General features: G+C 64.5%; 24 protein-coding genes (1 of these 24 running past the window's edge). 13 read left to right on the top strand and 11 right to left on the bottom strand.

The genetic code is table 11. The annotated features are described in order from the left end of the window. Positions 1–15 precede the first annotated feature (15 nt). Positions 16–249 (top strand): NepR family anti-sigma factor, encoded by a 234-nt coding sequence (locus HAP40_RS06125; protein WP_007597239.1) that lies wholly within the window; start codon positions 16–18, stop codon positions 247–249. Next, positions 249–797 (top strand): sigma-70 family RNA polymerase sigma factor, encoded by a 549-nt coding sequence (locus HAP40_RS06120; RefSeq protein WP_166818644.1) that lies wholly within the window; start codon positions 249–251, stop codon positions 795–797. The genes HAP40_RS06125 and HAP40_RS06120 overlap by 1 nt, the downstream gene beginning before the upstream one ends. 84 nt (positions 798–881) lie before the next feature. Here the strand turns inward: HAP40_RS06120 and HAP40_RS06115 are convergent, their stop codons facing one another. From HAP40_RS06115 to HAP40_RS06080, 8 genes are all read right to left on the bottom strand, one after another. Beyond that, entirely contained in the window at positions 882–1,595 is a 714-nt protein-coding gene (locus HAP40_RS06115; RefSeq protein ID WP_166818645.1) for a nitroreductase, read from the bottom strand. Between the two features lie 167 nt (positions 1,596–1,762). Continuing rightward, positions 1,763–3,007, bottom strand: a complete 1,245-nt coding sequence (locus tag HAP40_RS06110; RefSeq protein ID WP_166818646.1) for an acyl-CoA dehydrogenase — start codon at positions 3,005–3,007, stop codon at positions 1,763–1,765. A gap of 170 nt (positions 3,008–3,177) precedes the next feature. Then, positions 3,178–4,419 carry an acyl-CoA dehydrogenase gene (locus tag HAP40_RS06105; RefSeq protein ID WP_166818647.1) on the bottom strand — a complete coding sequence of 414 codons (1,242 nt, stop codon included), beginning with the start codon at positions 4,417–4,419 and terminating at the stop codon, positions 3,178–3,180. Between the two features lie 124 nt (positions 4,420–4,543). Continuing rightward, complete coding sequence (locus HAP40_RS06100) at positions 4,544–5,671, bottom strand: acyl-CoA dehydrogenase family protein (protein ID WP_166818648.1); 1,128 nt, start codon at positions 5,669–5,671, stop codon at positions 4,544–4,546. A 160-nt stretch (positions 5,672–5,831) separates the two neighbouring features. Continuing rightward, the gene (locus HAP40_RS06095; RefSeq protein WP_166818649.1) at positions 5,832–7,703 is read right to left on the bottom strand and encodes an AMP-binding protein; all 1,872 of its coding nucleotides are present in this window, start codon (positions 7,701–7,703) and stop codon (positions 5,832–5,834) included. 43 nt (positions 7,704–7,746) lie between these two features. Next, on the bottom strand, positions 7,747–8,553 hold the full coding sequence (locus tag HAP40_RS06090; protein ID WP_166818650.1) for an enoyl-CoA hydratase/isomerase family protein: 807 nt from the start codon (positions 8,551–8,553) through the stop codon (positions 7,747–7,749). 233 nt (positions 8,554–8,786) lie between these two features. Further along, complete coding sequence (locus HAP40_RS06085; protein ID WP_166818651.1) at positions 8,787–9,545, bottom strand: SDR family NAD(P)-dependent oxidoreductase; 759 nt, start codon at positions 9,543–9,545, stop codon at positions 8,787–8,789. Positions 9,546–9,599: 54 nt separating this feature from the next. Then, entirely contained in the window at positions 9,600–10,178 is a 579-nt protein-coding gene (locus HAP40_RS06080) for a TetR family transcriptional regulator (protein ID WP_236840817.1), read from the bottom strand. 233 nt (positions 10,179–10,411) lie between these two features. On the opposite strand from HAP40_RS06080, the gene HAP40_RS06075 reads away from it, so the two are divergent. Further along, entirely contained in the window at positions 10,412–11,584 is a 1,173-nt protein-coding gene (locus tag HAP40_RS06075) for an acetyl-CoA C-acetyltransferase (RefSeq protein ID WP_166818652.1), read from the top strand. Positions 11,585–11,789: 205 nt separating this feature from the next. Further along, positions 11,790–13,334, top strand: coding sequence for an acyl-CoA synthetase (locus HAP40_RS06070; RefSeq protein WP_166818653.1), 1,545 nt, complete (start codon positions 11,790–11,792; stop codon positions 13,332–13,334). A 119-nt stretch (positions 13,335–13,453) separates the two neighbouring features. Here the strand turns inward: HAP40_RS06070 and HAP40_RS06065 are convergent, their stop codons facing one another. Next, positions 13,454–13,996: a methylated-DNA--[protein]-cysteine S-methyltransferase gene (locus HAP40_RS06065; protein WP_166818654.1), complete on the bottom strand. Its 543-nt coding sequence runs from the start codon at positions 13,994–13,996 to the stop codon at positions 13,454–13,456. Between the two features lie 138 nt (positions 13,997–14,134). Between HAP40_RS06065 and HAP40_RS06060 the strand changes: the two genes are divergently transcribed. Both HAP40_RS06060 and HAP40_RS06055 read left to right on the top strand, forming a co-directional pair. Then, complete coding sequence (locus HAP40_RS06060; RefSeq protein WP_166818655.1) at positions 14,135–14,953, top strand: alpha/beta fold hydrolase; 819 nt, start codon at positions 14,135–14,137, stop codon at positions 14,951–14,953. Positions 14,954–14,955: 2 nt separating this feature from the next. Next, entirely contained in the window at positions 14,956–15,768 is an 813-nt protein-coding gene (locus tag HAP40_RS06055) for an alpha/beta fold hydrolase (RefSeq protein ID WP_166818656.1), read from the top strand. Between the two features lie 165 nt (positions 15,769–15,933). On the opposite strand, the gene HAP40_RS06050 is transcribed toward HAP40_RS06055, so the two are convergent. After that, a complete protein-coding gene (locus tag HAP40_RS06050) occupies positions 15,934–16,389 on the bottom strand; it encodes a carboxymuconolactone decarboxylase family protein (protein WP_166819603.1) in 456 nt (151 codons plus the stop codon). 99 nt (positions 16,390–16,488) lie between these two features. Between HAP40_RS06050 and HAP40_RS06045 the strand changes: the two genes are divergently transcribed. The 5 genes from HAP40_RS06045 to HAP40_RS06025 all read left to right on the top strand — a co-directional run bounded on the left by HAP40_RS06045 (position 16,489) and on the right by HAP40_RS06025 (position 21,983). After that, positions 16,489–17,346, top strand: a complete 858-nt coding sequence (locus HAP40_RS06045; RefSeq protein ID WP_166818657.1) for a sigma-70 family RNA polymerase sigma factor — start codon at positions 16,489–16,491, stop codon at positions 17,344–17,346. A gap of 78 nt (positions 17,347–17,424) precedes the next feature. Next, a complete protein-coding gene (locus tag HAP40_RS06040) occupies positions 17,425–18,681 on the top strand; it encodes a M20/M25/M40 family metallo-hydrolase (protein WP_166818658.1) in 1,257 nt (418 codons plus the stop codon). Between the two features lie 185 nt (positions 18,682–18,866). After that, positions 18,867–19,544, top strand: coding sequence for a GntR family transcriptional regulator (locus HAP40_RS06035; RefSeq protein ID WP_166818659.1), 678 nt, complete (start codon positions 18,867–18,869; stop codon positions 19,542–19,544). A gap of 165 nt (positions 19,545–19,709) precedes the next feature. Beyond that, positions 19,710–20,510 (top strand): phytanoyl-CoA dioxygenase family protein, encoded by an 801-nt coding sequence (locus tag HAP40_RS06030; protein ID WP_166818660.1) that lies wholly within the window; start codon positions 19,710–19,712, stop codon positions 20,508–20,510. Between the two features lie 159 nt (positions 20,511–20,669). After that, positions 20,670–21,983, top strand: coding sequence for an NAD(P)H-dependent oxidoreductase (locus HAP40_RS06025; protein WP_166818661.1), 1,314 nt, complete (start codon positions 20,670–20,672; stop codon positions 21,981–21,983). A 137-nt stretch (positions 21,984–22,120) separates the two neighbouring features. On the opposite strand, the gene HAP40_RS06020 is transcribed toward HAP40_RS06025, so the two are convergent. After that, the gene (locus tag HAP40_RS06020; protein WP_166818662.1) at positions 22,121–23,209 is read right to left on the bottom strand and encodes an NAD-dependent epimerase/dehydratase family protein; all 1,089 of its coding nucleotides are present in this window, start codon (positions 23,207–23,209) and stop codon (positions 22,121–22,123) included. A 286-nt stretch (positions 23,210–23,495) separates the two neighbouring features. Between HAP40_RS06020 and HAP40_RS06015 the strand changes: the two genes are divergently transcribed. After that, entirely contained in the window at positions 23,496–24,587 is a 1,092-nt protein-coding gene (locus HAP40_RS06015) for a TRAP transporter substrate-binding protein (RefSeq protein WP_166818663.1), read from the top strand. A gap of 337 nt (positions 24,588–24,924) precedes the next feature. Continuing rightward, positions 24,925–25,754: the 5' portion of a TRAP transporter substrate-binding protein gene (locus HAP40_RS06010; RefSeq protein WP_166818664.1), read on the top strand. Its footprint extends 262 nt past the window's final position; 830 of the gene's 1,092 nt are visible here — the first part of the coding sequence; its start codon is at positions 24,925–24,927; its stop codon lies beyond the right edge, outside the window.

Raw genomic sequence — 25,754 nt, 5'->3', positions numbered from 1 at the left:
AACGTGGAACAGGTCATGAAAGATCTCAAGTCTCAAGCCAGCAAAAGCACGACCCCCGGCAAGGGAGGGCTCACTCCGGAGATTCAATCCCGGATCGGCCATCAGCTGCGCGCCATGTACGACGACGTGGTGCGGCAGGGGGTTCCGGATCGGTTCGCAGAACTGATCAAAAAGCTTGATGCGCCGGGAGCGACGCCCCAAGTGGAAAATGGTGGGGGATCCAACGACAACAACAATGGGAGGGATTAATGCCTCTCACGGACTCCCTGCGTAATGACATCCTGGCGGCCGTGCCGAGCCTGCGCGCGTTCGCGATCTCGCTCAGCGGCAATGCGGACCGCGCCGACGATTTGGTGCAGGAGACGCTGCTTCGCGCGCTGGCCAACATCGACTCGTTCCAGCCCGGCTCCAACCTGCCGGCGTGGCTGTTCACGATCCTGCGCAACCTGTTCCGCTCCGACTATCGCAAGCGGCGGCGGGAGGTCGAGGACGCCGAAGGCAACTACGCCAAGACGCTGAAGACCCAACCGTCGCAGAACGCGCATCTCGAGTTCGAGGAGTTTCGCACGGCGCTCGACAAGCTTCCACAGGACCAGCGCGAAGCGCTGATCCTGGTCGGCGCCTCCGGCTTCTCGTACGAGGACGCGGCCTCGATCTGCGGCTGTGCTGTCGGCACGATCAAGAGCCGCGTCAACCGCGCCCGCTCGAAGCTCGCCGCGCTGCTCTATGTCGAGGGCGCCGAGGACTTCGGGCCCGACGAGACGATCCGGGCCGTGATCGGCGGCAGCGGCGGCTGACGCCAGCGTCACGTTCGAGATGACATGAAGGCGGCCGCTTCCGCGGCCGCCTTTGCATGCGAGCGAGAACAGCGCGGCGCCCGATCACTCGTCCACGAAGGCCACGGTATCCGCGACATTTGCCCGCGAGGTGCGGTAGCTGTTGACCTTGTGTGCATGGTCGGCATAGCCGAACGAGATGCCGCAGACGACGCGGCGATCCTCGGGCAGGTTGAAATGGCGCCGGATCAGGCTGGAATGGCGCGCGAGCGCGGCCTGCGGAATGGTGCCGAGCCCGAGCGCCTGCGCGGCCAGCATGAAGTTGGAGACATAGGCACCGCAATCGATCGCACCGTAAATGCCGAGCGGCTCGTTGGTGTGAATGATCGCCACATGCGGGGCCCCGAAGAAATTGTAATTCTCCAGCGCCTGCTTCGCGTAAGCCATCTTGTCGCCGCGGGCGATGCCCAGCGTGTTGTAGAGCTGGAAACCGCTCTCGCGCCGGCGTTCGAGATAGACGCCGACATACTCGCGCGGCGGCGTGAAATCGTAATCGTCGCCGAGCCCCCCGGACGCCTCCTTGTAGATCGCCTGGCGAAAGCGCTCCTTGGCCGTGCCGCTGGCGATGACGACCTGCCACGGCTGGCTGTTGCACCATGAGGCCGTGCGTTGTGCGGTGGTCAGCACGTGCTCGATGGTGGCGCGGTCGACCTCCTTGGGGAGGAAGGCGCGGACGGAATAGCGCTCGTTGAGGAGCTCCTCGAGCACGCCGATGCGGTCGTCATTGGAAGAGCGGGCGTTGGGCACTTTGGCGTCCATGGCTAGTCTCGCTTTCGTGCCCCGGACGCAACGCAGCACCATAAGTGCGTTTACGCACGTCTTCGACGCGCTATGGTGGTGCGGCGCTGAGCCGGGGCCCATTGTGGCTCCTGGTCCCGGCTCTGCGGAGCGGCACTTCGCGCCGCACCGCGTCCGGGACGGACATATCAACGTCCCTTGGTCGGGATCTTGTTATACGGCACGTCCTTGTCGACACGAATATCGCCCGGCAGGCCCAGCACCCGCTCGGCGATGATGTTGCGCAGAATCTCGTCGGTGCCGCCGGCGATGCGCATCGAGGGCGAGGACAGCAGCATCTGCTGGAACTGGCCCTGCACCGTCTCCTCGTCGCTGCCCGTGAGAACACCGGCCGCGCCCTGCAGGTCCATGGCGTAGGTCGCGATGTCCTGGAGCATCATGCCCGAGACCAGCTTGCCGATCGAATTCTCCGGGCCCGGCCGCTCGCCCTTCGAGAGCGCCGAGATCGTGCGGTAGCTAGTGTATTTCAGCCCGTTCGACTTCGCCGCCCAGCTCGCAAGCTTCGAGCGCACGGCGGGATCGTCGATCGCTAGCCCGTCCTCGAGCATGAGATTGGAGCAGAACTCGAACATTTCGGGGACGCCGGTGGCGAGCCGCGCGCCGATCGACATGCGCTCGTTCATCAGCGTGGTCAGCGACACGCTCCAGCCTTCGCCGACGGCGCCGAGACGCTGGCTGTCCGGGATCACGACGTCGGTGAAATAGACCTCGTTGAACTCCTGCATGCCATTGGCCTGCTTGATCGGCCGCACCTCGACGCCCGGGCTCTTCATGTCCAGGAAGAACATGGTGAGCCCCTTATGCTTCGGCACGTTGGGATCGGTGCGCGCGATCAGGAGCCCGTAGTCGGAATAATGCGCGCCCGAAGTCCAGATCTTCTGGCCGTTGACGAGCCAATTGTCGCCCTTCTTCTCTGCGCGGGTGCGCAGACCCGCAACGTCGGATCCGGCAGATGGCTCGGAGAACAGCTGGCACCAGATCTCCTCGCCCGAGGCGAGCTTCGGCAAATAGCGGCGCTTGGCATCCTCGCTGCCGAAAGCCATCACGGTCGGGCCGCACATGCCCTCGCCGATCTGGAACGGCTGCGTCAGCTTGCCATAGACGCCCTCCTCCTGCTGCCAGATCACGCGCTCGATCGGCGTCGCGCCGCGGCCGCCATATTCCCTCGGCCAATGCAGGCAAGCCCAGTTGCCCTCGAACTTCTTCTTCTGCCAGGCCTTGCCGACATCGACGATGTCGTGGTGAGCGAGCCGGATGCGGCCGAGCGAGGATTTTGACAGCTCGGCATGCAGCTCCTTCGGCCCGTTCGCCTCGACCCATTTGCGCGCGGTCTCGCGGAAGGCGGCTTCCTGCGGGGTATCGTCGAAATTCATCTTCGAACTCTCCTCTTTCGTGCCCCGGACGCGGCGCAGCGCCACAAGTGCGTTTACGCACGTCTTCGACGTGCTATGGCGGTGCGCTGCAGAGCCGGGGCCCATTGTCGCCTTCTGGGTCCCGGCTCTGCGGAGCGTACTTCGTACCGCACCGCGTCCGGGACACGGACTCATCTTCCCTTCGTCGGGATCTTGTTGAACGGCACGTCCTTGTCGACCCTGATATCGCCGGGCAGGCCCAGCACCCGCTCGGCGATGATGTTGCGCATGATCTCGTCGGTGCCGCCTTCGACGCGGGTGCCCGGCGCCCGCAACAGCATCGCCTGGAAGCGGCCGGCGAGCTCGGCATCCTCGCCGCTGATCACGCCGCTCGCACCCTGCAGATCCAGCGCATAGGTCGCGACGTCCTGGATCATGGAGCCCGCCACCAGCTTGCCGATGGAATTCTCCGGCCCTGGCCGCTCGCCTTTCGACAGCGCCGAGATCGCGCGCATGCTGGTGTATTTCAGGCCGCTCGCCTTCACCGCCCAATTTGCCAACTTCGAGCGTACCGCGCGGTCCTCGATCGCCGGGCCGTCGTCGAGCATGAGGCTGGAGCAATATTCGAACAGCTCCGGAAAACCGGTCGAGACGGCCGCGCCGATCGCGCTGCGCTCGTTCATCAGCGTGGTCAGCGAGACGTTCCAGCCGTCACCGACCTCGCCGAGGCGCTGATGGTCGGGGATGCGGACATTGGTGAAATAGACCTCGTTGAAGTCGGAGGCGCCGCTGGCCTGCTTGATCGGCCGCACCTCGACGCCCGGACTCTTCATGTCCAGGAAGAACATGGTGAGGCCCTTGTGCTTGGGCACGGTCGGATCGGTGCGGGTGAGCAGGATGCCGTAGTCGGAATAATGCGCGCCCGAGGTCCAGATCTTCTGCCCGTTGATCACCCAATCGTCGCCGTCCTTCTCCGCGCGCGTGCGCAGGCCCGCGACGTCCGAGCCGCCGGCCGGCTCCGAGAACAGTTGGCACCACACCTTTTCGCCTGATGCGAGCGGCGGCAGATAGGTGCGCTTGTGCTCCTCGCGCGCGAACGCCATCATGGTCGGCCCGCACATGCCGTGGCCGATGATGAACATGCGCGACAGCTGGCCGAACGGCCCCTCTTCCTGCTGCCAGATCACGCGCTCGATCGGCGACGACCCCCGGCCGCCATATTCCTTCGGCCAGTGCAGACAGGCCCAGCCGGCGTCAGCCTTTTTCTTTTGCCAGGCCTTTGCCACCTCGAGAATGTTAGCGTTCTTGAGCACGGTGCGGCCGAGCGAGGATTTCCGCAGCTCGTCCTCGTATTGCTTGGGCGCGTTCGCGCTGATCCAGGCACGGGCGGTCGCGCGGAATTCGGCTTCCTGCGGGGTGTCGTCGAAGTTCATCTTTGTTCTCTTCTTCCGTCATTCCGGGACGATGCGAAGCATCGAGCCCGGAATCCAGAGGTTATCGACTCAGCTCGAGATTCCGGGTTCGGCGCTATCGCACCGCCCCGGAATGACGACAACGTCACGCCGCGTTCTTCTTGCGCATGCGGTCGATCAGCTGGTCTTCCCAATAGGTGAGGCTGCCGAGCCCGAGCGCCATCGCATTGGCGCGGCGGTAGTACATGTGGCAGTCGAACTCCCAGGTGAAACCCATGCCGCCGTGAACCTGAATGTTGTTCTTGGCGCAGTGCTGGAACGCCTGCGTCGCGCTGATGCGCGCGGCAGCTGCGGCTTCGGGCAGTTCGGCGGCATTGGTCGAGAGCGCCCAGGCGCCGTAATAGCTGTTGGAGCGCGCCAGCGTCGCTGAGACATACATGTCGGCGAGCATGTGCTTGACTGCCTGGAACGAGCCAATCTGCCGGCCGAAGGCGATGCGGTCGAGCGCGTAGTCGCGGCCCATCTCCAGCGCGCGGTCGGAACCACCGACCTGCTCGAAGGCGCAGAGCACCGCGGCACGATCGAGCACCTGGGTCAGAATGCTCCAGCCGTCGCCGGCAGCTCCCAGCGGCTCGGCCCTGCAATCCTTGAAACTGATCTCGGCCTGACCGCGGGTCGGATCGAGATTGGTGAGGCTCTTCACCTCGGCGCCGCCGGCCTTGAGATCGACCAGGAACAGCGAGATGTCGCTGTCGCGACCGCTCGATCCGGTGCGCGCGGCAACCACCGCGAAATCGGCGATCGCGCCGTCGGCGACCGGCTTCTTGACGCCGTTGAGCACGCCGTTCGCAGCGGTGAGCTTGATGTTCTTCCGCGACGGATTGCCCTTGCCCTCGAACAGCGCCAGCGTTCCGATCGCCTCGCCCGAGGCGATCGCCGGCAACCATTTCTTCTTCTGCGTGTCGCTGCCGGCGATCAGCAGCGCCTCCGCGGCGAGATAGACAGTCGAGGAGAACGGCACCGGCGCGTTGGCGCGGCCCATTTCCTCCGCGATCACGCAGAGCTCGAGATGACCGGCACCCGCACCGCCGAACTCTTCAGGGATCGCAACGCCGAGAAAGCCCATCTCGGCGAGACCCTTCCACAGCTCCTTGTCATAGGGCGCCTTGCCGTCGAGCACGACGCGCACCGCCTTGGGCGAGCATTTCTCGGCGAGGAATTTGCGCGCCTGGTCGCGGAGCTGTTTCTGATCGTCGGAGAAATCGAAGTTCATGGCGGGCTACCCTTGTTTATCTTGTTCGTCGCATTCATTGATGCCGTCATTCCGGGGCGCGGAGCGCGAGCCCGGAATCCATATCCACCAGCCGGGGTTATGGATTCCGGGCCTGGCCCTTCGGGCCATTTCGGAATGACGAGGTGAGAGAGTTGCGCGCTCATCGCAGCACGATCACATCTTCACCGGGCTGATCCGCATAGAGCCGCTCCACCAGCGCAGCACGGCGCTCGAGGCCAGCGCGCTGGTTGATGTAACCCTTGTCGGTGAGTTCGTTGCCGTCGATCGAGGGCGGCTCGACCATCAGCATCGCGCGGGCGATCATGCGGCTGCTGGCGCCTTCGCAGTCCTTGTTGTGCGCTTCCAGCCCGCGCCTGAAGCAGGCGATCACCTCCGGATGCTTCACCGCATCGGCAAAGCTCAGATCGGGATTGCCGACGAGCTGGCGGCAGGCGTGCAGGTTCGGCCAGGCCAGGAGGCCGATGAAGGCGCGATCCTGTCCCGCGACCAGCGCGTCGTGCACCACGGGCGTTGCGGCCGCGATCGCGTCGGTACGGAGCGAGCCGACATGCACGAAGGTACCTGTGGTGAGCTTGAAGTCTTCCACCACGCGCCCGGCAAAGATGATGCCTTTCACCGGATCGGAATCGTCGACGAAGATGCCGGCATCACCGATGCAGTAGAAGCCTTCCTCGTCGAACATCTTCGTCGTCAAATCTGGCTGGCCGAAATAGCCGGGCGTGACATTGACGCCGCGCAGGCGCAGCTCGTATTTCGAGCCGCACGGCACCATCTTCAATTCGACGCCGGGGAACGGCAGGCCGATCAGGCCGACGCGCTCGGTGTCCCAATAGGTGCCGGTCGAGGTCGGCGCGGTCTCGGTCGAGCCCCAGCCGGTGTAGAACACGATGCGCTCACCGGTCGTCTTCACTGCCAGCGCCTGCATGCGATCGTAGAGATCGTCCGGCAGCCGCGCACCGCCATAGGCCATGATCGACAGATTCTTGAAGAACGAGCGGCACAGCGCCTCGTCCTTTTCCATCGCCGCCGCAAGCGCCGCATAGCCCGCGGGCACATTGGCGTAATAGGTCGGCGAGATCTCGCGCAGGTTTCTCAGCGTCTCCTCGAACTGGCCCGGCATCGGCCGGCCGTCGTCGATATAGAGCGTGCCGCCATCGACCAGGATCGGATGGAACGCGGCATTGCCGCCCATGGTGTGGTTCCACGGCATCCAGTCCAGCATGGTCGAGATCGGACCGTCAGGCGAACGCGGCCGCACCTGCATCATCATCGCCGCATTGGCGCACATCATGCCTTGCGTGTTGATGACGGCCTTGGGCATGCCAGTGGAGCCCGACGTGAACAGCAGCTTGCCGACGGTGTCAGCCGTGATCTTCGCGGTCGACGCCTCGACGTCCTTCGTCACCGGCGTTGCCGCAAGCTCGGCAAAGCCGACGCTCTTGACGCCCTCGCAGGGCCGCGCAACGTGGACGACGGTGACGCCGGTGAGGTCGAGCGCCTTCAACGCCTTCTCGAAGGTCGGGCCGTCCTGCACCATCACCACGGCCGGCTTGATCAGATCGAACAGATATTTCAGCTTGACGTGATCGTGGCTCATCAAGGAGTAAGCCGGCGACACCGGAGCCGCCGGAGCGCGCGCCTGCATCGCCGCCTGCGTCATCAGCGCGTGCTCGATCGAATTGCCGGACAGGATCGTGACCGGTCGTCCCCCGAGCTCGAGGTTCAGCAGTCCTTGCGTCAACGCATCCACGGTGCGTTTGGCCTCGCCATAGGATACCTTGCGCCATTCGCGATCGGGTCCGCCGCGCTGCGCCAGCCAGATACGGTCGGGCGCTTCCCTCGCCCATTTCGCCAGCGAGGCCGGGATGTGCTTCTCGTAAGGCTGCAGCGGAATGCGCGACTTGAGCACCACCGTGCCGTCGCCGCGGCGCGCGATGTCGATGTCGCGCGCGAGCCACTCGACCTTGCGAAAGGCGGGCTTCGTCATCACCGCCGCCGCGCTCCCACTCATTTTGCGTCTCCCGGAATTATCGTCCTTTGCGGATCGTTCTCGTTCAGCGCTTGATATAGACAGGCTTTCGCTTCTCAAGGAAGGCCCTGATGCCTTCCGAAAATTCCTCGGAGCGGCTGCACAGAACCTGGTTGCGGTCCTCCATTGCGATCGCAGCTTCCAGCGAACCGGCATCGACGCTCATGTTGAGGCATTCCTTCGACAGGCGCAGTCCCACGGGTGAGGCCGTCATCATCGCGTCGACATAGGGCGCGGCCGCGTCGTCGAGCTTGTCCTCGTCGACGACTTCGGAGACGAGACCGACCGCAAGCGCGCGCTCGGCGCCGATGAAGCGCCCCGTCAGGATCAGTTCCGACGCGACGGACACGCCGACGAGGCGCGGCAGAAAGTAGCTGGTGCCGATGTCGCAGCCGCCGAGGCCAAGCTTGATGAAAGCGCAATTCATCCGCGCCGATTTCGTCGCGATGCGGATGTCGGAGGCCAGCGCCAGGGCAAAGCCGCCGCCGGCTGCCGCGCCCTGCACCAGCGAAAGGATTGGCTGCGGACAACGGCGCATCAGCATCACGATGTCGGCAATACGCCGCTGCGAGTCGAGAGACTCGGTCACACCGGGCGGCTCCTGCTGCCCGGCGCGGCGCGCCATCGCGGCCTTGAGATCGAGCCCCGCGCAGAAATTCTTGCCCGCGCCCCTGAGCACAACGACGCGGGTGTCGCGGTTGCGCTGGAGGCCCTGGAAGTAATCATTGAGCGCGTCGATCAGCCCCGGATCGAGCGCGTTGAGGCTATCAGGGCGATTGAGCGTCACCCGATCGACGCCGTCGTCATGCTCGATCAGCAGCGGTTGGGACATGGGCGACTTTCCTTCATCCGCAACGATGGTGCCGATTTCTGCGCCCTCTCCCCTTGTGGGAGAGGGCATGCACTCGCTAACCAAGCAACTCGCTTGGGGTGAGGGGTCTGTCTCCACGGAGAGACACCCCTCATCCGGCGCCATAGCCGATGCGAGCATCGGCGTTCCCAAGAACGGCGGCCGAAGGCCGCCTATGCCACCTTCTCCCACAAGGGGAAAAGGGAAGAAGAGAACTACCGCGGCGCCATGCGGATCGCGCCGTCGAGACGGATGGTCTCGCCGTTGAGCATCGGGTTCTCGACCATGTGCACCGCGAGCATGCCGTATTCGTTGGCATCGCCGAGACGCGAGGGATGCGGCACCTGGGCGCCGAGGCTCTTGCGGGCCTCCTCATTGAGGCCCATCAAGAGCGGCGTGAAGAACAGGCCGGGCGCGATGGTGTTGACGCGGATCTTCTGGCTGGCGAGGTCGCGCGCGGCCGGCAGCGTCAGGCCGACGACGCCGCCCTTCGATGCCGAATAGGCGATCTGGCCGATCTGGCCCTCGTAGGCGGCAACCGAGGCCGTGTTGATGATGACGCCGCGCTCTTCACCGACGGGCTCGATCGTGACCAGGCGCTCGGCGAACAGCCGCAGGCAATTGAAGGTGCCGATCAGGTTGACGTTGATGATGCGCGCGAATTTTTCCAAGGGGTAGACGCCGTCGCGGCCGACGATGCGCTGCGAGCCGCCGATACCGGCGCAGTTCATCAGCACGCGGGCAACGCCATGCGTAGCTTCCGCCTTCGCGATCGCCGCCTTGATCTGCTCCTCGCTGGTGACGTCGGCATGGAGCGCGACACCTTTCACTTCGGCCGCAACCTTCTCGGCGTTTTCCTTGCTCTGGTCGATCACGCCGATCTTGGCGCCTTTGGCGGCCATGGCGCGAGCGGTCGCGGCGCCGAGGCCCGAGCCACCGCCGGTGATGAGAACGGCTACGTCTTTCAACTGCATCGCAAATACCTTTCCTTGGGCGTTTCTTCTCTAGACTTGAGAGTTTCGGCCGGATTATCCGGCCGCGGCAGCTTCCTCGACTTGCGTGAGGATGCCGCCGCAGATCAGCGTTTCCATATGCTTGATGTATTGCCGGCAGACTTCGTCGGTGACCGGGCCGACGCCGGTCGCGCGAGACATCGCGTGCCGGCCGAAGAACAGGTGATCACAGGCGCCGATCAGGCTGGTGTAGAACAGCACCGGATCGGTGGCGCGGAATTCGCCGAGGCTGACGCCGTCGGCGAGCAGGCGACGGTGAAAGTCGAGCAGCGGCGCCACGAAGAATTTCGAGACTTCGTCGGCGGCAGCCGTGTTGGTCTCGTGCAAGAGATAGTGGATCAATCGGTTCATGTAGGGGAACCGGTAATAGGCGCGGATGATGCCGCCGATATGCAGCTTCAGCTTCGCCGTCGGCGTGATCGGCTGCGCCAGCAGATATTCGAGATTGGAGAGCTCGGTCGCCGCATTGCGCTCGAGCAGCGCCAGCAAGAGGCCGTCCTTGTTGCCGAAATGATATTTGACCAGCGCGGCATTGGCGCCGGACTTCTGTGCGATGTCGGAGAGCGAAATCTCGATCGAGGAGCGTTCGATCATCAACTCGCTCGCGGCCACGAGCAATTTCTCTGCCGTGGAATTCTTCCCGCTGGGGAGCTTGGTCGGTACGCTGGTAGTCACGGAGATCCCTGGACATGCCTGATGAGGCGCGCAGATAAGCCCAAGCCGCGCCGCATCACAAGAGTTAATTGATCGATTGACTAAACACTCTCGCGCCCCTTAAATCCCTCCCCGACAACCGACCCCAATCAAGAATTCAGGGAGAAACCGACATGGCCGAGGCTTACATCGTCGCCGCTGCGCGCACCGCGGGCGGGCGCAAGGGGGGCCGTCTCGCCGGCTGGCATCCGGCCGATCTCGCCGCGAAGGTGCTGGACGAGCTGGTCGACCGCACCAAGGTCGATCCCGCCCAGGTCGAGGACGTGATCATGGGCTGCGTGATGCAGGTCGGCGAGCAGTCCAACAACGTCGCGCGCAACGCGATCATGGCCTCTAAGCTGCCGGAGAGCGTGCCGGGCACCTCGATCGACCGTCAGTGCGGTTCGTCGCAACAGGCGTTGCACTTCGCGGCACAGGCCGTGATGTCCGGCACCATGGACGTCGTGATCGCGGCCGGCGTGGAATCGATGACGCGCGTGCCGATGGGCCTGTCCTCGCAGCTGCCGGCCAAGAACGGCTTTGGCAATTACAAGAGCCCCGGCATCGAGCACAAATATCCGAACATCGTGTTCAGCCAGTTCACCGGCGCGGAGATGATGGCCGAGAAGTACGGCCTGTCGAAGGATGACCTCGACGAATACTCCTTCCAGAGCCACCAGCGCGCGATCGCGGCGACGCAAGCCGGTCACTTCAAGAAGGAGATCGTGCCGCTCGAGATCGTCAGGGCCGACGGCTCCAAGGACACCCACCACATCGACGAAGGCATCCGCTTCGACGCCACGCTCGAAGGCATCAAGGGTGTCAAGCTGATCGCCGAGAACGGCAAGCTCACCGCGGCGAGCGCCAGCCAGATCTGCGATGGCGCCTCCGGCGTCATGGTGGTGAATGAGCGTGGCCTCAAGCAGCTCGGCGTCAAGCCGCTGGCGCGCATCCATCACATGACCATGACCGGCGGCGACCCCGTCATCATGCTCGACGCCCCGCTGCACGCCACCAAGCGTGCGCTGGAGAAGGCCGGCATGAAGATCGACGACATCGACCTGTTCGAGGTCAACGAGGCCTTCGCCTCGGTGCCGACCGGCTGGCTGAAGACCACCGGCGCCGATCCTGGCAGGCTCAACGTCAACGGCGGCGCCATCGCGCTCGGCCATCCGCTCGGCGGCTCCGGCACCAAGCTGATGACGACGCTGGTCCACGCCCTGCACCAGCGTGGCAAGCGCTACGGCCTGCAGACCATGTGCGAAGGCGGCGGCATGGCGAATGTGACGATCGTGGAGCGGCTGTAGGCGCCATCGTATTCCCAAGGCGTTGCCACACTAGAGGTGTCGTCCCGGCCTAGTGCGCAATTGCGCACGGGAGCCGGGACCCATAACCGCAAATGTTTGTGGTCAGGGCGAGCTGGGGCGACATCGCGCTTCAACAATTTGGTTCGGTGGTTATGGATCCCGGCTTTCGCCGGGATGACACCGTTTTTGTTGCGAGATTTCCGTCATGACTCACCCCTCGGTTTACGCAAAGAGCACACCCGACAAGATCGCCTACCAGATGGCCGGCACCGGCAAGGCGATCACCTATCGCGAGCTCGACGAGCTCTCGAACCAGGGCGCGCAGCTGTTCCGCTCGCTGGGGCTGAAGGCCGGCGACCACATCGCGCTGTTGATGGAGAACCGTCTCGCCTTCATGGAGCTGTGCTGGGCCGCGCAACGCAGCGGGCTCTATTACACCGCGATCAGCCGCTATCTGAAGCAGGACGAGATCGACTACATCATCGCCGATTGCGGCGCCAAGGTCGTCATCACCACGCCGAAATGCGCCGACCAGATCAAGGACCTGATCAAGGGCAAGGCGGGCGGGCCGATCTTCTACATGATGGACGAGCCGCTGCCGGGCTTTCGCTCCTACGACAAGGAAGCCGCCGCGCAGCCGACGACGCCGATCGCGGACGAGGTCGCCGGTTACGACATGCTGTATTCGTCCGGCACCACCGGCCGTCCCAAGGGCATCAAGAAGGCGTTTGAAGGCAACAAGATCGACGTGCCGAACGCCTTCCTGCGCGTGCTCTGCGCTGACATGTGCGGCATGAACGACGAAAGCACCTATCTGTCGCCGGCGCCGCTCTATCATGCAGCTCCCCTGCGCTTCAACATGATGGCGATCGTGCTGGGCGGAACCTCCATCATCATGGAGCACTTCGACGCCGAAGAGTTCTTGAAGCTGGTTGAGAAATACAAGGTCACCCAGTCCCAGCTGGTGCCGACCATGTTCGTGCGCATGCTCAAGCTTCCGGACGAGGTGCGGACCAAATACAACGTTTCCACGCTCAAGGGCGCGATCCACGCTGCCGCGCCCTGCCCCATCGACGTCAAGGCAAAGATGATCGAGTGGTGGGGACCGATCCTGATCGAGTATTACGCGGGCTCGGAAGGCAACGGCGTCACCGTCTGCAACTCGCAGCAATGGCTGGAGCATCGCGGCAGCGTCGGGCGCGCCGTGGTCGGCAAGATCAAGATTCTGGACGAGAACGACGAGGAGCAGCCGCTGGGCGAGATCGGCACGGTCTATTTCGCCGACGCGCCGGCTTTCACCTATCACAACGACCCCGAGAAGACGAAGAAGGCCTATAACGCAAAGGGCTGGTCGACGCTCGGCGATGTCGGCTATCTCGACAAGGACGGCTTCCTGTTTCTCACCGACCGCAAGTCCTACATGATCATCTCGGGCGGGGTGAACATCTACCCGCAGGAGACCGAGGACGTGCTGATCACGCACCCCGATGTCGCCGACGTCGCGGTGTTCGGCGTACCGAACGAGGAGATGGGCGAAGAGGTCAAGGCCGTGGTGCAGCCGCACGACATGAGCCGCGCCGGCAAGGCGCTCGAGGCGGACCTGATCGCCTACTGCAAGACCCGCCTCTCCGCCATCAAGTGCCCGCGCTCGATCGATTTCGAAGCCGAGCTGCCGCGCACGCCGACCGGCAAGCTGGTGAAGCGGCACCTGCGCGACAAGTATTGGCCGAAGACGGCGGCGAAGATCTAGGGCGAGATCTCGTAGGGTGGGCAAAGGCGCGAAGCGCCGTGCCCACGACCTGTCTATGTTACGACGGTTTGGTGGGCACGCTTCGCTTTGCCCACCCTGCCAAGCCGGCGCAAGCCGCTTCAATCAAACAGGCTCGGCGTGTGGTTCACCAGCGCGCCTTCGATCTCCAGCATCTTCAGCTTGGTCACCACACCGCCATTCGCCGAGAAGCCGCCGGGCTTGTTGCCGGCCGCCAGCACGCGATGGCAGGGCACCACGATCGGGCACGGGTTGCGGCCGAGCGCCTGGCCGACGTCGCGCGACAGCTGGACACCACCAAGCTGCTTGGCGATGTCGCCATAGGTGACCGTCTTGCCCGGCGGAATGGCGCGGGCGATGTCGTAGACGCCACGGTTGAACTCGGGCACGCCGTCGAGATCGAGCGGAATGTCGGTGAGATCGTCGGGCTCGCCCGCGAGCAGTTTCACGATGCGATCGATCGCCTGCTGCACCTCGGCCGTCGGCTCGGCCTCGCTGGCGTCCGCATGGCGCTGGCTGATGCGGGTGCGGATCTTCTGCTCCCCGCCCATCGGCAGTTGCGTGCCGTTGATGCCGCGCGGTCCCCAGGCGATGGCGCAGAGGCCGATCCTGGTGTCGAACAGGGCAAAATGCTGGTCGGTCATGGCTTGGTTCCTGAGCTAGCGTCCTCGTCGCATGCCCCCATTGTGATCTCCGCCTAAATCTAGGCTTGGAAATAGTTGCGATCCACCCGGTTTCCGGGAATCTTGCACAGAGTTCCTGTTCCTTCCCGTGAGCCCAGAATGCAAAGCCTCCACGTCAACGGTTACGACATGCCCTATCTCGACGTGGGAGAGGGCAAGGGTGGCCCGCCGCTGGTCTGCGTGCACGGCTCGCTCTCCGACTTCCGCATCTGGGGCTGCGTGCTCGGGCCGCTGACGCAGCGGCACCGGGTGATCGCTGTCAGCCTGCGGCACTTCTTCCCGGAACGTTGGGACGGTGTCGGCGACACCTATTCGATCGCGCAGCATGTCGACGACGTCATCGGCTTCATCGAGAAGCTCGACCTCGGCCCGGTCGACCTGATGGGTCATTCCCGCGGCGGGCATATCTGCTTCCGTGTGGCGCAAGCGCGCCCCGACCTGCTGCGGCGGCTGGTGCTGGCCGAGCCGGGCGGCGAGCTCGATGCCAGCCTCGATCCCGATTATGTCGGCGGTCCATCACCGCTGCTGGCGCGCTTTACGGCTTCCGCAGAGAAGATCGCAGCCGGCGATGTCGATGGCGGCCTTGCCGTCTTCGTCGACACGCTGGAAGGGGCCGGCACCTGGCCACGACTGCCGGCGATGGTGAAGCAGAATCTGCGCGACAACGCCATGACGCTGATCGGTCAGGTCCGCGACAATCGCCCGCCCTTCTCGAAGGCGGATGCGGAAGCCATCAAGATGCCGACGCTGTTCATCCTGGGTGCGCGGACCAAGGGCCTCCTGCCCAAGGTGCTGCACGCGCTGGCGGCGCATGTGCCCTACTCGAAGACGGCGACCATCCCGAACGCGACGCACCCGATGTTCGAGCAAGCGCCGCAAAAGTACTCCGAAGTGGTTCTCGACTTTCTGGCGAGCTGATCATGCAGAGCTTTCACGTCAACGGTTACGACATGGCCTATCTCGAAGTAGGCCAAGGCCATCCGCTGGTCTGCGTGCACGGCACGCTCGGCGATTTCCGCACCTGGTATTCGGTGCTCGGCCCGCTCTCGAAGAAGCATCGTGTCATCTCGGTCAGCCTGCGGCATTTCTTTCCCGAGCACTGGGACGGTGCCGGCGACGACTACAAGATGGCGCAGCATGTCGCTGACACGATCGCCTTCATCGGGCAGGTCCAGCCCGGACCGGTCGATTTGATGGGCCATTCGCGCGGCGGCCATATCGCCTTTCGCGTCGCGCAGGCGCGGCCGGATCTGCTGCGAAAACTGGTGCTGGCCGAGCCGGGCGGCGATCTCGATGCCAGCCTGCCGCTGCCGGAAGGCACGCCCGCGCATCCGCCGCTCGCCGCGAAGACGATCCGCTCGGTCGAGATGATCCGCGCGGGCGACATCGACGGCGCGCTGCAGAATTTTTACGAGGGCATCGAAGGCGACGGCTCCTGGCGGCGCGTGCCGGCAGCCGCGAAGCAGCAGTTGCGCGACAATGCGCTGACCTTCCTCGGCCAGATCAACGAGCAGCGCAGGCCCTACACGCGCGCCGATGCGCAGGCGATCAGGACGCCGACGCTGCTGATCGGCGGCGGCGCGACGACGGGAAGCCTGTCGGTGATGTGGCGCGTGCTCGCCGAGCACATCGCCGGCAGCAGGACGGCGGTGATCCCCAATGCCGGCCATTGGATGTTCGAGCAGGCCCCGCTGGAGTTCGGCGAGGTCGTGGACAGGTTCCTGGCGGAGTAGCTCTCTTCCTTCTCCCCTTGTGGGAAGGTGGCGCGAAGCGCCGGATGAGGGGGTCTGTCTGCAGTCACATTTGCAAATGCGTCTGCGGAGAAATACCCCTCACCCAAGTGAGTTTGTGTCTCCCAGCGGTGCTGCCCTCTCCCGCAAGGGAGAGGGCACAACAACTCACACTTTCCACACGCCGACCGGCATCTTGATGGTCGCGTTCAGCCGATTCCAGACATTGATGTTCGCGATCGCAAGGATCAACGTCGCGAGCTCGCGTTCGTCAAAATGCTTGGCGGCTTCGTTCCAGATCGCATCCGGCACCGGGTCTTCGCGGTCGGCAACCCGCGTCACCGCCTCGGTCAGCGCCAGCGCGGCGCGCTCGGCATCGGTGAAATAGGGCGCCTCCCGCCAGGCGGACACCGCAAACAGCCGCTCATCGGTCTCGCCCAGCCTGCGGGCGATCTTCGGATGCATGTCCACGCAGACGCTGCAGCCATTGATCTGGCTGGCGCGCAGGTGCACCAGTTCCAGGAGCTTTTCCGGCAGGCCCTGCTTGGTGACATTGCCGAGGGCTTGAAGGTGGTTCATGGCCTCCGGCAGGACCATGACCGGGTGATTCATGCGGGCGTGCATCATTTTCGTCTCCATCTGTCGAATTTCGAAGGTTCCGGTCACATCGGCCGGATCGGCTTCGTCATAGGCATGACGGATCGCGATGAGGGAATGTGACCGATGACTGAAGAAAATCTTCTCACCCACCAGTTCGAGGCCAGCCGGGACCATTTGCGTGCCGTCGCCTACCGGATGCTGGGGTCCAGCGCCGAGGTCGACGACGCCGTGCAGGAAGCGTGGCTGCGGGTCAGCCGCTACGACATGTCCGACGTTGCAAATCTGCGCGGCTGGCTGACCACCGTGGTCGCGCGCATCTGCCTCGACATGCTGCGCGCGCGGAAGTCGCGCAAGGAAGAGCCGATGGGCCCGCACGTGCCCGAGCCGGTCGACGAGTCGCGGCAGCGCGAGGCGGAGATCGCCGATTCCGTCGGCGCGGCGCTGCTGGTCGTGCTGGAGACATTGCAGCCGGCGGAGCGGCTCGCCTTCGTGCTGCACGACATGTTCGCCGTTCCCTTCGAGGAGATCGCGCCGATCGTCGGACGCTCGGTCGATGCCTCGCGGCAGCTGGCGAGCCGGGCGCGACGCCGTGTGCAGGGCGCGCCGGTGCCGGACACCGATCTGTCGCGCCAGCGCGGAATCGTCGATGCCTTCCTCAAGGCGTCGCGTGAAGGCGATTTCGAGGGCTTGCTCGCCATGCTCGATCCCGACGTCGTATTCCGTGCCGACGACGCCGCGGTGCGGCTCGGCACACTGCCGGAGATCCGCGGCGCGGATGCGGTCGCGCAGCTCTACAAGGGCCGCGCCCAGGCCGCGCGGACTGCGCTGGTCGACGGCGAGATCGGCGTTGCCGTCATCCTCGGCGGACATCTGCGCATCGCACTGCGTGTCACGTTCAACGGCGACCGGATCGCGGGACTAGAAGCGCTGGCCGATGCGGAGCGGATCGCGGCGCTCGATGTGGAGGTGCTCGAGCGCTAGGTGGCAACGGTCTCCACCGGATGCTAGGCTTTCCGCCAATCGCGCGCGCCGGCGCTGAAGACGCGAAAGGATGCCTCGATGAAAACTCGCCTCACGTCACTGTTCGCCCTGTCGCTGCTCGGCCTCGCCGCTGGCGCCACGTCCGCGCTCGCTGCCGCCGACGAGAAGATCAAGGCCGCCGCCGAACAGGAGAAGGCGCCGCTGATCGAGACGCTGCGCGACATGGTAATGATCGAGAGCGGCAGCGGCGATGCCGAGGGCCTGAAGAAGATGGCCGACTTCACCGAAGCTCGGCTGAAGGCGCTGGGCGCCACCGTTGAGCGGCGCAAGACCACCGCCGGCACACGCGCCGACATGGTGATCGCCACGTTCCAGGGCACCGGCACCCGCAAGCTGATGCTGATCGCGCATATGGACACGGTCTATCAGCGCGGCGTCCTCGCAAGCGAGCCGTACCGCGTCGACGGCACCAAGATCTATGGGCCCGGCATCGCCGACGACAAGGGTGGCATCGCGGTGGTGCTGCATGCGCTGAAGATCCTGAAGGACGCCGGCTGGCAGGACTACGCCAGGCTCACCGTGTCGTTCAATCCGGACGAGGAGGTCGGATCGATCGGATCGGGCGAGATCATCGCGGAGCTCGCCGACCAGCACGACGTGGTGCTCTCCTGCGAGCCGACCGCGGCATCGCCCCCGGCCAGGAACGACTCGCTGCTGCTCGGCGCGAGCGGCACTGCGACCGCGAAGATGGAGGTCAAGGGCCGCGCCTCGCATGCAGGCGCCGCGCCCGATCTCGGCCGCAACGCGCTGATCGAGCTTGCGCATCAATTGCTGCAGACCCGAGACGTCGCCAGGTCGATCCCGGGCACGCAGCTGAACTGGACCACGGCGCAGGCCGGCACGGTGCGCAACCAGATTCCGGAGAAGGCCGAGGCCGGTGCGGACGTCCGCCTCACCATCCCTGACGGCATCGCCAAATTGCAGGCGGCACTCGACGAGAAAGTGAAGCAGAAACTCGTGCCCGATACCGAAACCAAGGTGACGATCACGGCGGGCCGCCCGCCCTTCGTCGCGAGCGATCACGGCCGCGCGCTGGCGCAGGAGGGCCAAGCCATCTATGCCGAGATCGACCGCAAGCTCGACATTACCGAGATCACCGGCGGCGCCACCGATGCCGGCTATGCCAACCGCAGCGGCAAGGCGGTCGTGGTCGAGAGCTTCGGCCTCGCCGGCTTCGGCTATCACGCCCGCGACGAGTTCATCGACACCAACTCGATCGTGCCGCGGCTCTATCTGATGAGCCGGATGCTGATCGAGCAGGGCAAGAAGAAATAGGGCGACATCCATTTTCTCGAAAAACAACCCCATGCACAGTAGACGGCACAAGCAATATCAATAGCTTAGCTCGCTCCAACAAGCCGCGCCGGCCACCCTCCGGCGCGGCTTGACGCCTTCGGCCATTCGGCGTAACTTCGAATACGGAATTCCGTATTCCCTTACATGCTTTCGGAGTTGCCGGCGTGATCCCTCTCGACCCGCTCCCGAACCTGATCGACCAGGTCTATGCCCGTATCCTGGAGGCGATCTCCGACCGCACGCTGCAGCCGGGTCAGCGCATCCGGCAGAACGAGCTCGCCGACAAGCTCGGCGTCTCGCGCCAGCCGGTGTCGCACGCGCTGCACCTGCTGCACCGGCAGGGCCTCGTCGCCGAGAGCGGCAAGCGCGGCTTTGAAGTCACCCAGCTCGACCCCTCACGCATCCGCCAGCTCTACGAGGTGCGCGGCGCCATCGATGCGCTCGCCGCCCGGCTTGCCGCGGAGCGCGCAGGCGCCGATGCGGCGGGTCGCGCGCGGCTGGAGGCGGCGCTCGCCGCCGGACGCCGCATCGACCGCACAACGACGCTTGCCGAGCTCATCGTGCTCGACGTCGATTTTCACCGCGCGATCTATCAGCTCGCCGGCAACCCCGTGATCGAGGAGACGATCGCGCCGCAATGGCCGCATATGCGCCGCTCGATGGCGACGGTGCTGTCCGAACTCGACTATCGCGGCAGCGCCTGGTCGGAGCATGCCGCCATCGCCAAGCACATTCTCGCGAGCGACGCGAAAGCAGCCGAGCGCGCGGCGCTGGCGCATGCGCAGACGGCGGGACGGATGACCGAGGAGAGATTGCGGGCGACGGACGAGGCGGCGGCGTAGTGACGCGCGCCGTCATTCCGGGGCACGCGAAGCGTGAACCCGGAATCCATCGGGCCGCAGAAACTGACGATGAATGGATTCTCAGGTGCGCAATTGCGCACCATAGCTCGCGACTTCGTCGCGCCCCGAAAATGACGAGAAAAACAAAACCAAGGAGGACGACCCATGAAACTGTCTCAGGAGCAATTGGAGTTCTTCCACCGCGAGGGCTGGCTGTTCCTGCCCGAGCTGTTCACCCAGGAGGAGGTCGATCTGCTCGCGCGGGAGGCGGTCGGCATCTATGACGCCAACCGGCCGGAGGTCTGGCGCGAGAAGAGCGGCGCGCCGCGCACCGCTTTCGCCGCGCATCTCTACAACGAGGCATTCGGCATTCTTGGCGCGCATCCGCGCATGATCGAGCCGGTCGAGCAGCTGTTCGGCGAGCCGGTCTACATGCACCAGTTCAAGATCAACGCAAAATCCGCTTTCACCGGCGACGTCTGGCAATGGCACCAGGATTACGGCACCTGGAAGCGCGACGACGGCATGCCGGAGCCGCGGGCGATGAACATCGCCATCTTCCTGGACGAAGTGATGCCGATCAACGGGCCCTTGATGCTGGTGCCGCGCAGCCAGAACGCCGGCGACCTCGAAGCTTCGCACGATCTCGCCACCACGTCCTACCCGTTGTGGACGCTGGACGAGCCGACGGTGACGCGCCTCGTCGAGCAGGGCGGCATCGTCGCGCCGACCGGCAAGCCGGGCGGCATGCTGATGTTCCACGGCAATCTCGTGCACGGCTCCAGTGGCAACATCACGCCCTATCCGCGCAAGATCGTGTATCTGACGCTGAACGCGGTCTCGAACTACATCCGCACCCCCACGCGGCCGGAATATATCGCGCATCGCGATTTCGCGCCCATTAAGACGGTGGAGGATGATGCGCTGGTGCGGCTCGCCCGCGCGCCCCGGCAGGCGGCGGAGTAGAACGCTCTCGTGCCCCGGACGCAGCGCATCAGGTCAGTGATGCGCTGCTGAGCCGGGGCCTATGCTGCACGCATTTCACTGTCTGGGTCCCGGCTCTGCGGAGCAGCGTTTCACGCTGCACCGCGTCCGGGACACGATAATCTCGCAGGACATTCCCACATGAACCTCTTCCGCCTCCTCCAGGCCCGCGCGTCCGCCGGCAAGCCCGTTCGTGTCGCGCTGATTGGCGCTGGCAAGTTCGGCTCGATGTTTCTGGCACAGGTGCCGCACACGCCGGGGCTGGAGGTGCCTGTCATCGTCGACATCGACCGCGACCGTGCGCGCGAGGCCTGCCGCACCGTCGGATGGGACGCAGAGCGTATCGCCGCAACGACCTTCACCGATGACGGTGCGCGCGCCATTGCCGGCGGCGCGATCGACGTGGTGGTGGAGGCGACCGGCAATCCCGCCGTCGGCATCAAGCATGCGCGCGCGGCGATCGCGGCGGGCAAGCATATCGTGATGGTCAATGTCGAGGCCGACGTGCTGGCGGGTCCCCTGCTCGCCGAGGAGGCGCGAAAGGCCGGCGTGGTCTATTCGCTCGCCTATGGCGACCAGCCGGCGCTGACGGCGGAGATGGTGGATTGGGCGCGCGCCACCGGATTCCGCGTCGTCGCGGCCGGCAAGGGCACCAAATACCTGCCCGCCTATCACGACGTGACGCCCGATGGCGTCTGGCAGCATTACGGATTGACCGCGGGCGAAGCGCAGTCGGCCGGCATGAACCCGCAGATGTTCAACTCCTTCCTGGACGGCACGAAATCGGCGATCGAGATGGCCGCGATCGCCAATGCCTGCGCCCTCGACGTGCCCGCGGACGGCCTGTTGTTTCCGCCCTGCGGCGTCGACGATCTGCCGCATGTGATGCGGCCGCGCTCGCGCGGCGGCGTGCTGGAGCGAGCGGGCGTGGTCGAGGTGGTCTCCTCGCTCGAGCGCGACGGAAGGCCGGTGTTTCGCGATCTGCGCTGGGGCGTCTATGTCGTGCTGGAGGCGCCGAACGACTATGCCGCCGACTGCTTCCGGCAATACGGGCTGAAGACCGATGCCAGCGGACGCTATGCTGCGATGTACAAGCCCTATCACCTGATCGGCCTCGAGCTGAACATTTCGGTGCTGTCGGCCGCGCTGCGGGGCGAGCCGACCGGGCAGGCCAGCGGCTTCCGCGGCGATGTCGCGTCCGTGGCGAAACGCAATCTGCGCGCCGGCGAGATGCTGGATGGCGAAGGCGGCTATACGGTGTGGGGCAAGCTGCTACCGGCGGCCGCGAGCCTGAGGGCCGGCGCGCTGCCGATCGGCCTCGCGCATCGCCTCAAGCTGAAGCACGACGTCGCCCATGGTCAGGTCGTGCGCTGGAGCGACGTCGAGTTCGATGCAAATAGCGAGACGATCAAGACAAGGAAGACGATGGAGGCGGCGTTCGCCAAGGAGGGGTAAGGGAAAAGATCGGCGGCGCGTAGCGCCGGGTGAGGACTTTGTCCTCTGGGGGATTATCCCGTTGCGGAGATACCCTCGCCGCCGCCCTCCCCTGCAAGCGGGGGACGCAGCGCAGCGGCATCGAAACAGCGATCTCCCTACGGCAGCAGCCGCTCTTCCTTCGCCTGCCGAAACCACTTCCGGAACATGTCTTCCGTGTCCATCATCTCCGTAAAACCGGCGCGGTTGATTTTCACGGTCGAGACGATCGAGGGTGGGCCGGACTCGGTGTGACCGTAGCGCATGCTGTAGTCCGCATATTGGAACGAGAGGCCGACGAAATCGGCGAGGCCGGGCGAGACCAGATTGTGCCTGGCCCGCAACTTGTCCCAGCCATCAATCCAGCTTGGATATTCCCTTGCCAGCGACATCGGAACCGGCTTGCCGGGCTCCATCGCCAGCGCGTCCGCTACCGCGGGCCAGATGTTTTCCCAGGTGAAGACGTCGCCATTGGTGACGTTGAAGGCCTCGTTCTGCGCTGTCCTTGCCTCCCCCGACCAGGCGATTGCGCGCGCGAGGAGATCGACATCGACGGCTTGCGCCACGCGCGGGGCGCCGCCGGGAAAATCGAGCGGCCTGCCCTGCTCGCGCAGCATCGCGGCGTAGACGCCGAGCGGGGGGATCAGATCCATGGCGCCGCCCATGGCGAGACCGACGATCAGGACGGGGCGCAGGATGCTCCAGTGCCATGCCTTGCCCTTCTGAAGCTCGCGCAGGAAGTTTTCCTGGGCCCAATAAAAATTGGGCTGCTCGTACATTTCGGAGCGGCCCTCGCGCGCCGGCACCGTGAGCGCGCGAACGTGGACGCCGTAAGCCTTGGTGCCCTGCAGCAGCGCCACATGCCTGAGCTCGGGCGCTACCGGCTCGAGTTCGCCCATCAGATTGCGCAGCATCAGGTCGTTGGTCTTGATCTGCTGCTGGTCGCGCCAGCCGTCGACGAGCTGCGGCGCCTCGTAAAGCGCGGCGTAAATCAGATGGGTAGCGCCCTGAAGCTCGGAGGCGGCACGGCGGCAATCGGCGGCGCTGGTGAGGTCGATCGGAACGTGGCGGGCGCCATAGAGGTTACGCGGCTCGCGCCGCGACAACGCCACCACTTCGCAAGGCTCCGATGCGCCGAAGTGTCGCAACGCAGCGTTGCCAACGAGACCGGTCGCCCCGGCGACCACGACCTTCTTTTTGCCCGTCATTGCGTGCCTCCCTGTGTCGTTGCCCAATCATGTAGCAAAGCGCTGATGGTCTCGACTTGTGTCTGGCGCGCATTCGCAGCCGCGAGATGGCAGGTGGCTTGATTATCGCAAGACGAACGGTCATCCTTGCTGACGGAACCGCAACGATCGGAATTCCAAAAAAGAGCCCATCAGGGCCGTTCGGAAACGCTAGCAATTTCAAACATAACAACGTCGAGCCTCGGCAAAGAATAAACGACACCAAGATCGTTCCCTGTCGAAAGCATCGGCATAGCGGAGGGTCCGCATGAAACGTCGTGATTTCCTGAAGGTAACGGGCGCGAGCCTGGCCGCGAGCACAGCAGTGGCTGCGCCCGCAATTGCGCAAGGCTCGCCCGAGATCAAGTGGCGATATGCCACGAGCTGGCCGAAGGCGCTCGATACGCTCTATGGCGGCTGCGAATATTTCTGCAAGCAGGTCGCCGACCTCACCGACAACAAATTCCAGATCCAGCCGTTCGCGGCCGGAGAGATCGTCCCGGGCCTGCAGGTGCTCGATGCCGTCTCCAACGGCACGGTCGAGATCGGCAACACCGCGCTCTATTACTACTGGGGCAAGAATCCTGCTTTCACCTTCGCAACCGCGCTGCCATTCGGCTTGAACACGCGCCAGCAGATTTCCTGGCTGTTGTGGGGCGGCGGGCAGGATCTCGTCAACGATCTGCTCAAGGAACACAACGTTTACGGCATCCCGACCGGGTCGACCGGCGCGCAGATGGGCGGCTGGTTCAGGAAGGAGATCAAGACGGTCGACGATCTGAAGGGCATGAAGATGCGCATCGGCGGTTTCGCCGGCACGATCCTCTCCAAGCTCGGCTCCGTGCCTCAGCAGCTCGCCGGCGGCGACATCTATCCGGCGCTGGAAAAGGGCACCATCGACGCCGCCGAATGGGTCGGCCCCTATGACGACGAGAAGCTCGGTTTCGTGAAAGTCGCCAAATATTACTACTACCCCGGCTGGTGGGAAGGCACGAGCCAGGGCCACAACATCATGAACCTCGAAAAGTGGAATGCGCTGCCCAAACATTACAAGGCAGCGATCGACGCGGCGTCACGCGACACCTTCACCTGGATCACCGGCAAATACGATGCGGTGAACGCTCCGGCGCTGAAGCGGCTGATCGTGAACGGCGCCCTCGTCAGGGGCTTCCCGCAGGAGGTGCTCGAGGCCTGCTACAACGCGGCCAACGAGATCTACGCGGACCTCTCCAAGTCAAATCCGCATTTCGGCAAGATGTATGCGAGCATGACGGCGTTCAAGAACGACTCGCTGCCTTGGACGCAGGTCGCCGAGCTGAGCTACGACAGCTTCATGGCGCGGATGCGTACCAAGTCATGAGGCGCTGAGCGGCACACTCAACTAAAGCATAAGAGGCCCCGGAGATGGCAACATCTTCGGGGTTTTGCATCTGCAACGAGCCAACGAGCCCCGCAAGGGGAGCGGGCGCGATGAACGTTGTCCGCCTTCGCAACTGCGAGCGGAACGCCAGCGCTTGATTATCGCCAGACGACCGGTCATCCTGACGCCGAACCGCGAGGTGCGGAATCCAAAAAGAGCCCGAAGGGCCTTCGGAAACACCAAAATCGTTCAAAACACCCACGTCGATCATCGGCGAGGTCAAGACGACAGCAAGATCGTTCCCTTGTCGAGGAATCGGCGCAACGGAGGGATACGCATGAAACGTCGTGATTTCCTGAAAGTGACAGGGGCTGGGCTCGCTGCCAGCACAGCCGTTGCTGCGCCGGCCATCGCGCAGTCATCGCCTGAAGTGAGATGGCGCCTTGCGGCGAGCTGGCCCAAGGCACTCGATACGCTCTATGGCGGCTGCGAGTATTTCTGCAAACGCGTTGCCGAGGCCACCGACAACAAATTCCAGATCCAGCCGTTTGCGGCCGGCGAGATCGTCCCGGGCCTGCAGGTGCTCGACGCCGTGTCCAACGGTACCGTCGAGATGGGCAACACGGCGCTGTATTATTACTGGGGCAAGAACCCCGCCTTCACCTTCGGCACGTCGCTGCCATTCGGGCTGAACACGCGCGCGCATATTGCCTGGCTGCACTTCGGCGGCGGCACGGACATGCTCAACGATCTCCTCAAGGAATACAACTCGGTCGGCATTCCGACCGGGTCGACCGGCGCCCAGATGGGCGGCTGGTTCCGGAAGGAGATCAAGTCGATGGATGATTTCAGGGGACTGAAATTCCGCGTCGGCGGTTTCGCCGGCACGATCATCGCCAAGGTGGGCGGCGTGCCGCAGCAGCTCGCCGCCGGCGACATCTATCCGTCTCTGGAAAAAGGCACGATCGACGCGGCCGAATGGGTCGGCCCTTACGACGACGAGAAGCTCGGCTTCGTGAAGGTCGCAAAATATTACTACTATCCGGGCTGGTGGGAAGGCACCGGCCAGGGCCATAACATCATGAATCTCGACAAGTGGAACGCGCTGCCGAAGCAATATCAAGCTGTGATCGAGACGGCGTCGCGCGATACGTTCACGTGGGTCAC

The sequence above is a fragment of the Bradyrhizobium sp. 1(2017) genome, assembly GCF_011602485.2.
GTDB lineage: Bacteria > Pseudomonadota > Alphaproteobacteria > Rhizobiales > Xanthobacteraceae > Bradyrhizobium.
Note: the sequence above shows the minus strand (reverse complement) of the source record. Positions and strands in the feature narration are given on the sequence as shown.